Below are 6259 nucleotides of genomic sequence, written 5' to 3'. Positions count from 1 at the left end.
TTGAGATGGAGACCGCCCACTACTGTCAACACCCAGCCCAGCAACCCGCTGAGCTGTCACACCCGTAAGTCTCCGGACTCACCGGGGGGATTCACCGGTTCGATCTCATTGGCTCGTTCTGGTCGATGAGTTACCCGCTGCTCGAATGCTTCGAAACCACCACCGCAGACGACGTGACCACTCGACGCCTGGCCTGACACTGCCCTGGAACAGCGGACCAGTCGAAGGGCACGTCAACCGCATCATTCTGTGGAATCTGAAATGTCAAGTTGGTGAGGGTTTTCCGTGGCGGACTCCGACGGTCGGCAGTTGGATGGCGTCTGCGGCGCCGACCTGACGAGGCGTCGGGCCCGCCGGAGTGGGAACGTCGGCGAGGCGCGACAGCAGCTTGTCGAGCGCGGTCCGGCCGTCTTCGACAGCGGCTTGTTCGTCGTCGGTGAGCGGAATGCTGACGAGCATGCGTTGCAGGTTCGATTTCGCTTGCAGGAGTTGGCTTTTGCTCGATTCCTTGGGTGTGTAGAAGTCGCAGCGGGCGCAGGCCATGCGGTGCGGGCATTGCTCGAAGAAGGTGTAGGTGCAGAAGCCGTGGCCGAGGTCATAGTGTTGCCAGGGCTCACCGGTCGCTGCGGCGCCACTGGTGACGGCGTCGCGGTCGACGAGGACTTCGATGGTGCGCATGTTGCGGGCGAAGTAGCCCGCGTCGCCGTAGGCCTTGGTGAGGGTGTTCGGGCTGATCTTGGCGTAGAACTGGGTCGATTGCGGTGAGCGGTGCCCGAGCCAGGCCTGCAGTTGACCAACTTCGGTGACCAGCACTGATCCCCATGGCTCAGATCCATTGGCAATGGCTCAGATTCAGTGACACCGGACACCGGGCAGCAGCAGAACAGCGCTATCTATGCCCGCGCTGGCTCTGTTCACCATCTGTGACGGCAGCTGTTCACGACTGGTGACGGTATCGGCGTTTCGGCGATTTCGATGCTCAGTGTGTTATCTATCGCGGAGCGTTCGTCCCGCCGCGGATTCCTGTGCGGGTTGGTGGTCGTGGTAGGCAGCTGCTTGGAGGTTGAACAGTTCGGCGTAGGTGCCGTGCAGGTTCATGAGTTGTTGGTGGGTACCGGTTTCGGTGATGTGGCCGTGGTCGAGGACATAGATGCGATCGGCGTGGCGGACGCTGGCGAGGCGGTGGGTGACCAGGACGATGGTGTGGTCGGTGAACAGCAGCCGGATATGGTCGTAGAGGTCGGCCTCGGCGCGGGGGTCCAGCGCGGTGGTGGGTTCGTCGAGAATGATCAGGGGTGTGTCTCGGTAGAAGGCGCGGGCGAGTGCGATTTTCTGCCATTGCCCACCGGACAGGTCGATACCGTGGGTGCGTTCCTTGCTTAGCGGAGTGTCATAGCCGTGGTCCAGGGCGGCGAGCTGGTCGGCGATGCCTGCGTGAGTGGCGGCCGCGGTGATCCGAGCCGGGTCGGGCCGGGGGTCGCCGAGGGCGATGTTGTCGGTGGCCGAGAGCGGGTATCGGTTGGGATGTTGCAGCAGGACGGTGGTCGATGCCTGTAGTTCGGCCAGCTCGCGTTCGGTCACGAGGATGCCGTCGCGGTGCAGTTGTCCCGTGGTGGCGGGATAGAGTCCGGCAAGGATTTTGGTGAGGGTGGTTTTCCCGGAGCCGTTGTAGCCCACCAGCGCGACAACTTCCCCGGCTCTCAGTTCGATGTCGATGTCGGTCAGCGCGGGGGTTTGGGCGTCGGGGTAGGTGAATCCGACCCGGTGGGTGGTCAGCGTCGTGAACGGGCGTGGCGGGGGTGGTGTGGACACGGAGCTGGGGCGATGGGTGAAAGCGATGATGTCGGCGATGAACAACCGGCCTTTGCCCACGGTCGACAGCAGGGTCCCGATATTCCTGAATTGGCCGGACAGGAGTTGGATCGCGGCCAGCACGGTCAGGGCGGTCGCGATCGGGAGGGCGCCGGTGTAGGCGAGCGCACTCAGGACCGCGGCCATGACCATGGTGATGGCCTGGCTCAACCCGCGCGCGCGTAGCGCGCGTATGGCGTTGACTCGATTCAGCCGGGTCTGCTGGGCCAGCAGGTCGGCGCGGATGCGCCGCCATCGCCGCAACATTTCGCCGCCTGCGCCGAACGCGCGGATCTCGGCGGCATGGTCACGGCCGGTCAGCATCTGTTCCAGATGCACTGTGGTGCGCCATATTTCGGCTTGGCTGCTCATCAACTGGTGCCAGTCGCGGTTGGCTCGCCGCCCCGCCGCCCACACCGGCAATAGGGCCAAGAGCAGGAACGGGGTGGTGAACCAGGCCATCGCCACAACCGTGGCGGCGATGGCGGCCGTGTAGATCAGGGTGTGCGCTGCGGCGAGCAGAGCCCGCAGCATCAGACCGGGATGGACTCCGGCGGCCTCACGGGTCCTGGTCAGCAAGTCGTAGAAGCCCGGATCGTCGTAGGCCAAAAGGTCCGCAGCGGTCGCCGCGGCCAGCACCCGCGCCATCGCGGCCAGCGTGACTTTCTCCATCAGCAGTGTCTGGTAGTAGCCCGATACACTGGCCAACACTAGGTTGGCCACGATGGCGGCAGCGATAAGAACCGCAGGCATCATCAGCCTTCCCGCCCCGGCTCCACTGCCACCAGCATCGGCGAGCAGGGTTGCCGCAGCCGAACGGGCGACCAACAGCATCAGACTGGTCAAGGCCGATTGGGCCAAACCCGCTGCCAGGCAAGCGATCAAGGCGCGCCGGTCGGCCCGCCACGCCAACCCCGTGATGAAACCGATCACCCGCAGCGTCAACTGCCCACTCGCGCGGGGCTGGTCGGGGTCGAGCATCCGCAGCATTGTGACCGTGTCCACCACAGGCTCCCCTTCCCCCATCAGCGGCAGTGCAACTGCGCCAGCTACAGCGGACCGCCGTGCCGATGTTCACCATCTCCGCTGCGTCGCAAGCCTATCGATTCAAGATATAGAGACGCGTCACCAACGGAATCGATCAACGCCCCCGTACCCGGTCTCGATCCCACTCATACCGGAGACCTGTTGGAATTTCCGAGAATCCTATCATCCTTGTAGCGCAGCACGATCCGATAGTGCATTATAAGAAGTGGCGCAGTTATCGGGAGTGACACCAGCCGGGGAGTCAAGGTGTGCGTCGTCTTCAGGGGAAGCGAGATGTGATCGTTATGGGTACAGCATTGTTGGAACGCGCAGAAACACTGATCGACGCCTTCACCGACAAGATGATCATCGGCAAACCAACTCCCACCCGAATTAAGGCATGCCTCCCGGATTTCGAGTTCTGTGATTGGAACTCCGAGTGCTGCCATGGGTACTGCTGCCCGCCGTATGAGGGGGGGCCGTCTGCACGTTTCTCCTGCTGTACCCCAACAACATAACTTGGTCGGGCTGCTGACCGGGTGGTGGCGTTGATCTCCTGCGTGGTGGTGGCGGCGCGGGCCGCAATCGGGGTCGTGTTCTTGCTCGCCGCTGTGTCCAAGCTCGGTCCTGCGGCGCGGGTCGAGTTCGGTGCTGCGGTGACTGGGCTGATACCAGCGGCCCGCGGCCGGTCCGCCGGTATTCTCGCAGGCATCACAATCGCAACAGAATGGGCGATTGTCGTGTTGTCGGCGGTACCCGAGTTGATCGCGACGGTGGTGGAGTTCGGGTTGGCAGTTGCGGCCCTGGCCGCATTCACCGCCGCCATCGCCGCCGCGCTGGCCCGCGGCGCCACCACACCGTGCCGTTGCTTCGGCACCTCCAGCCGCCCGGTGTCGCGGATTCAACTAGCCCGCAACATCGTGCTGCTTAGCGTCACCGCCACCGGCCTGACCGCCACCCTGCTCACCCCAGGTGCCGGTGTTGGGGTCGCGTCGGTTGCCGGGTTGTGGGTGGCTGCGGGCACCGGCATCCTGCTCGGTGCCGTCTTGGCGGCCTTCGACGACTTGGCCGAGTTGTTCACTGCCACGACCGAGCCACTCGCCGCCACTACTCGGCGGTCCGCGATCAATGGACAGGAAAAATCCGATGAGCATCCTGATAGCTGTCACCACCATCCTGGCCATCGCCACAGCCGCCCACCTGGTGGTTACCCTCGGCCTTGTCCGTCGGCTACGCGCCCACACCGACCTGCTCGCCCAACTCGCCGATAACACCGACAGATTGCTCCCCACTGGCACTCCGATCCCGGCGTTCACCGCGCAGACCGTCGACGGCGATGTCATTGACCAGACGAACCTGCGTCACCCGGCGGCGGTGGCCCTGCTCGCGGTCGACTGCCCGCACTGTCGCACCAACCTGCCCGAATTCGTCGCCTACATCCACGGCGCCGGCTACCCCCGCGAACGTGTGCTGGCAGTGGTCACCACCAACGAACGTACCGACCCCACCGCACGCCAAGATATGCTCGACATCCTGACCCCGGTAGCAACCGTGGTGTGCGAGACCAGCACCGACGGCACTGTCACCACGTCCTTCGACGCCCAAGCCTTCCCCGCCTTCTACCTTACCGGCGCCAACGCCACCATCACCTCAGGCACCCACGCCGTCCGCAAACTCCCCAACACCGCCACCAGTACCCCCACCCCAGCCCACCACTGAGCACCAACACGGGCTCGGTTTCGTCTGAAATCTGGATTTAAATCGAGGGCTCATCAGGGATGCCAAGTCGAACGGTGCGGGATAGCTCGTCACCGGGATGCCGTCATTTGGCGTCGTAGTCCGGGTGCTCATATCCAACCAGCGACCATTCCCGCGTGATACGTGCGCCGGACGGCTAGGGTTGCCCAGCTCTGTTTCAACCTGAAATTTGATGAAAACCACTCACCTATTGGCTAATTAAGTTTGGGCTTGGGTGCGCAAGCGTGAGCATGGTTGGGCAGGTAGGGGTGAGCCGAGTCAGTCGTTCGGTCTGGTCGCGCTTCTGTCGTAGGTAGGCCAGCGTGAGGTCGATGCCCTCGATCTCACCGAGCTCGGTGGCAGGTGGCATTTGGGCCGTCCGTCGATGAAGAGGCAAGACGGGTGTCCAGCGGGAGCTGGGCGCGGACGCGTTCGGCATCGACCTGTCACCCGCGATGATCGAGATTGCCCGCCGCGAGCACCCCGGTGCGCGGTTCGAGGTCGGTTCGATGACCGACCTGGAGCTCGCCGACGACTCCCTCGCCGGCGCGCTCGCGCGTGGTGGTCGCTGATCCACATCCCGGACGAGGCGGTGCCGGGCGTGCTCGTACAGTTCCACCGAGTCCTCCGGCCGGGCGGGGTGCTGGCGTGGGATTCCACGTCGGTGACGAGTCGAAAATCAAGACGAGTGGGTACGGCAACCAGCCCATGCAGGCGTATGGGCACCGCCGCCAACCGTCCCGCGTCGCCGACTGGCTCCGCGAGGCCAGGCCATCATCCTCTCGAACGCGCGGGCCGCGGGCGAGGACCTTGATCGCGTCGACGGCGGCGCTGTCCCCGGCGATCGGGCGATGGTTGTGCCGGTCGGTGCGGACCAGGTCGGCGAGCAGCTTCGCGTCCGCGGCATCGGATTTGGCGCCGGAGAGGTGGTGACGGTCGCGGTAGCGGGCAACCGCGAGCGGGTTGATCGCATACACCTGGTATCCGGCCGCGACGAGCGCGTCGACCCACAGGCCACGATCGGTTTCGATACCGATCACCACCTGACCTGGTTCGTCGGCGTGCGCGGCGACCAACGTGTGAAGCGCCCGCATGCCGGTCAGGCCCTCGGGTAGCCGACGCGAGGCCAGCCGCTCACCGTTCTCGTCCATCAGGTGGACATCGTGGTGATCTTCGGCCCAGTCGTCGCCCACGAATATCATCGCTCACCTCCATGCTGGTCGGTGTCGATCCTGTTCGAGCCCAAGGCGACCTGGCGGCGACCTAATGGACCAGTGCTCGAACGGCACGACATCCCATCAGCGCTACAGGCGACCTCACCAACCGGCTGGGGCACGATCTACAGTCAGAGATCAGACATCGAACCCAGGGTCTCACGGTGCTCACCAGCTGGCGGCTCAGTGATCAGTGTGTCTCCCCTGACCCGAGGGCCGAGGATGATTCGCTGATCAACCCCCATTAGGGTCTCAAAACTCGTGACGGAATCTCAGAATGTTTGGCGGTGACGTGGCGGATCCGCCACGGTTCTGAGATTCCGCACTCTTCGCTGGCGGGACTGTACAAACAACGGTGTAACTCCGAAACAAGGAGTGGCACATGGACTCTGATGCGATAGTTGCCGAGGTTGCCGAGGTTGCCGATACTG

5 protein-coding genes and 2 pseudogenes are annotated in these 6259 nt (G+C 64.1%); 3 read left to right on the top strand and 4 right to left on the bottom strand.

The genetic code is table 11. From position 1 onward, the window contains the following. Nucleotides 1-264: 264 nt before the first annotated feature. Together ACIA8C_RS43040 and ACIA8C_RS43035 are read right to left on the bottom strand one after the other, a co-directional pair. Nucleotides 265-813 carry a hypothetical protein gene (locus ACIA8C_RS43040; protein WP_397145291.1) on the bottom strand — a complete coding sequence of 183 codons (549 nt, stop codon included), beginning with the start codon at nt 811-813 and terminating at the stop codon, nt 265-267. Between the two features lie 174 nt (nt 814-987). Next, the gene (locus ACIA8C_RS43035) at nt 988-2856 is read right to left on the bottom strand and encodes an ABC transporter ATP-binding protein (RefSeq protein ID WP_397145289.1); all 1869 of its coding nucleotides are present in this window, start codon (nt 2854-2856) and stop codon (nt 988-990) included. A gap of 560 nt (nt 2857-3416) precedes the next feature. Between ACIA8C_RS43035 and ACIA8C_RS43030 the strand changes: the two are divergent. After that, a pseudogene (locus ACIA8C_RS43030) lies at nt 3417-3770 on the top strand (MauE/DoxX family redox-associated membrane protein); the annotation flags it as partial. 12 nt (nt 3771-3782) lie between these two features. Here the strand turns inward: ACIA8C_RS43030 and ACIA8C_RS43025 are convergent. Continuing rightward, nucleotides 3783-4031: a hypothetical protein gene (locus ACIA8C_RS43025; protein WP_397145297.1), complete on the bottom strand. Its 249-nt coding sequence runs from the start codon at nt 4029-4031 to the stop codon at nt 3783-3785. Between ACIA8C_RS43025 and ACIA8C_RS43020 the strand changes: the two genes are divergently transcribed. Further along, entirely contained in the window at nt 4024-4596 is a 573-nt protein-coding gene (locus ACIA8C_RS43020; protein WP_397145295.1) for a hypothetical protein, read from the top strand. The two genes, ACIA8C_RS43025 and ACIA8C_RS43020, sit on opposite strands and share 8 nt — an antisense overlap. Nucleotides 4597-5069: 473 nt before the next feature. After that, entirely contained in the window at nt 5070-5186 is a 117-nt protein-coding gene (locus tag ACIA8C_RS43015; protein WP_397145293.1) for a hypothetical protein, read from the top strand. A gap of 225 nt (nt 5187-5411) precedes the next feature. Here ACIA8C_RS43015 and ACIA8C_RS43010 read toward each other — a convergent pair. Next, a pseudogene (locus tag ACIA8C_RS43010) lies at nt 5412-5816 on the bottom strand (IS110 family transposase); the annotation flags it as partial. Nucleotides 5817-6259: the final 443 nt, after the last annotated feature.

Origin of the sequence: Nocardia sp. NPDC051321, from assembly GCF_044455225.1 — a bacterium.
Classification (GTDB): domain Bacteria; phylum Actinomycetota; class Actinomycetes; order Mycobacteriales; family Mycobacteriaceae; genus Nocardia.
The sequence above is the reverse complement of the archived record's forward strand: the minus strand, read 5'-3'. Positions and strand labels throughout refer to the sequence as shown.

Coding starts and splice junctions, on each gene's coding strand:
- ACIA8C_RS43015 (WP_397145293.1), top strand. CDS start 5,070: ATGATCGAGATTGCCCGCCGCGAGCACCCCGGTGCGCGGTTCGAGGTC.
- ACIA8C_RS43025 (WP_397145297.1), bottom strand. CDS start 4,031: ATGCTCATCGGATTTTTCCTGTCCATTGATCGCGGACCGCCGAGTAGT.
- ACIA8C_RS43020 (WP_397145295.1), top strand. CDS start 4,024: ATGAGCATCCTGATAGCTGTCACCACCATCCTGGCCATCGCCACAGCC.